The organism is Mesorhizobium sp. M7A.F.Ca.ET.027.03.2.1 (assembly GCF_003999175.1).
Taxonomy (GTDB): domain Bacteria; phylum Pseudomonadota; class Alphaproteobacteria; order Rhizobiales; family Rhizobiaceae; genus Mesorhizobium.
This window is the reverse complement of sequence record NZ_RZOM01000942.1, coordinates 1-2,440: the sequence shown is the minus strand read 5'-3', so window position 1 is coordinate 2,440 and position 2,440 is coordinate 1. Positions and strand designations below refer to the sequence as shown.

The 2,440-nt window shown below is 64.1% G+C and carries 3 protein-coding genes; 1 reads left to right on the top strand and 2 read right to left on the bottom strand.

Features of this window, described 5'->3' with window-relative positions:
• On the bottom strand, positions 1-461 hold a 461-nt coding region (locus tag EN750_RS29355), incomplete at its 3' end, for a MaoC family dehydratase (protein ID WP_281062336.1).
• A 39-nt stretch (positions 462-500) separates the two neighbouring features.
• On the bottom strand, positions 501-1,316 hold the full coding sequence (locus EN750_RS29350) for an SDR family oxidoreductase (protein ID WP_127398842.1): 816 nt from the start codon (positions 1,314-1,316) through the stop codon (positions 501-503).
• Between the two features lie 115 nt (positions 1,317-1,431).
• On the opposite strand from EN750_RS29350, the gene EN750_RS29345 reads away from it, so the two are divergent.
• On the top strand, positions 1,432-2,440 hold a 1,009-nt coding region (locus EN750_RS29345), incomplete at its 3' end, for an acyl-CoA dehydrogenase family protein (protein WP_127398841.1).

Below are 2,440 nucleotides of genomic sequence, written 5' to 3'. Positions count from 1 at the left end.
ATCAAGGTCAGCGTCAGCCAGCGCGCGGTCAGTGCCGGCTTCTTCGAACCTTCGATTTCGATCGTCACGTCATGCGCGGTCTGCACCCAGCCCGACGGCCTGACCTTGACGTCGGCCAGCACGAAACGCGTGCGGATGCGCGCGCCCGTTTTCACCGGCGCCAGGAAGCGCAGCGAATCGAAGCCGTGGTTGACGCCCATCTTGCCGTTTTCCAGCGGCGGCATGGTCTCGAAGGTCATCGCCGACAACAGCGACAGCGATAGGAAGCCGTGCGCGATGGTGCCGCCGAACGGCGTTTCGCGCATGGCCCGCTCCGGATCGCAGTGGATGAACTGGTGGTCGTCGGTGGCGTCGGCGAACTGGTCGATCATGCGTTGCGTGACCGCCCGCCATGGCGACACGCCAACCTCCTTGCCTACACTGGCCAGAAGCACATCGAGACTGATCGGTTCCACGCTCATGTCCTCCAGTTCACCCCCGGCTTCTGTGGCCGGAAAATGTCATTCCTTGAACAGGGTCAGCCCATGCTGCACCGACTGTCCGCCGTCGATCGGCAGGATGGCGCCGGTGACATAGCTGCCTGCACGGCTGCACAAATAGAGCGTTGCGCCGGCAATGTCATCCGGTGCGCCGATACGGCCGATCGGAACATGGCTGCCGACGTGCCTGGCCTGCTCATCCGTACTGGTGGCGAATGCCGTCATCCGGCTCTGGAAGGGGCCGGGAGCGAAGGCATTGACGGTGATGCGGCGGCCGGCGAACTCGAGCGCAAGGGTGCGGGTCAGATGATGCACGGCTGCCTTGGACGCCGTGTAGGAATAGGCGTCGTCGGCCAGCGGCTGCGTGCCCATCACCGAACCGAGATTGATCACCCTGGCCGGATCGGCGTCGCTGGCGGCGGCATCAAGCAGCGGCAGCAATTCGCGGGTCAGATGGAAGACCGCGGTGACGTTGACGCCAAACACCTTGGCCCATGCCGAATAGGGGAAGCTTTCCAGCGGCGCGCCCCAGGAGACGCCGGCGTTGTTGACCAGAATATGCAGTTTCCCGGTCCGCGCTTTGACCTCGGCGACGAGTGCGGCAATGCCGGTTTCGCTGGAGACATCGCCGGCGAAGCCTTCGGCCCGGCCGGATGCGCCAAGCTCGTTCAGTTCTTCGGCGACTTTGATGCAGTCATCGCCCTTGCGCGACGCGATCATCACGTTGGCGCCGGCCTGCACCAGCGCGGTCGCCGCCATGCGCCCGATGCCGGTCGCGGCACCCGTCACCAGCGCAGTCTTGCCGGCCACCGAAAACAGCTCGTCCAGATAGCTCATCACAATCCTCCGCGCTCGGCATGCGGGCAAACAGTTCGCGTTGACAAGGCTATCCGAAGTACGGTCATCCTTGCCACTGACAAAATGCCTGGCATGCATGAAGGGTTAGCGACCGATGACGGAAATGAATCTCGGCATGACCGAGCGGCTGAAGCCGATCCACGCGCGCGTCGCGGCCATGGTGCGCGACGAGATCATGCCGCTCGACCATGAATTCCTCAGCGAAGTGGGCAAGACAGGCAACCGCTGGGTCTACAGTGCGCGCCAGAGCGAGATCCTCGAAGGGCTGAAAAAGACCGCACGAGAGCGCGGCCTGTGGAACTTCTGGCTGACCGGCTCGGAACGCGGCTACGGCCTTTCCACCGTCGAATATGCCTATCTGGCCGAAGAGATGGGCAAGGCGCATCTCGGCGCCGAGACCTTCAACTGCTCGGCGCCCGACACCGGCAACATGGAGGTGCTGGAGCGGTACGGCTCGGCCGACCTCAAGAAAGCATGGCTCGAGCCACTGCTCGACGGCAAGATCCGCTCGGCCTATCTGATGACCGAGCCGGATGTCGCTTCGTCCGATGCCACCAACATTGCCATGCGCTGCGAACGTCAGGGCGACGACTATGTGCTCAACGGCGAGAAATGGTGGGCTTCGGGCGCAGGCGATCCGCGCTGCGCCATCTACATCGTCATGGTCAGGACCGGCGGCGATGACGAGCCGCAGCACCGCCGTCATTCGATGATCCTGGTGCCATCGGATACAAAAGGCGTGACCAAGGTCCGGGCCATGCAGGTTTATGGCGATGACGACGCGCCGCACGGCCACATGCATCTTCGCTTCGACAATGTGCGGGTATCGGCATCGAACCTGATCCTCGGCGAGGGCAGGGGGTTCGAGATCGCGCAAGGGCGGCTCGGTCCCGGCCGCATCCACCATTGCATGCGCGCCATCGGCCAGGCCGAGATGGCGCTCGAGATGCTGTGCCAGCGTTCCGTGCGCCGCGAGGCCTTCGGCCAGCCCCTGGCCAAGCTCGGCGCCAATTTCGACATCATCGCCGAATGCCGCATAGAGATCGAAATGGCCCGGCTGCTCTGCCTCAAGGCGGCGTGGATGATCGACCAGGGCGACGCCC

Bases quoted from the DNA above. Each gene is read 5' to 3' on its own strand.
- EN750_RS29350 (WP_127398842.1), bottom strand. From the start codon at position 1,316: ATGAGCTATCTGGACGAGCTGTTTTCGGTGGCCGGCAAGACTGCGCTG.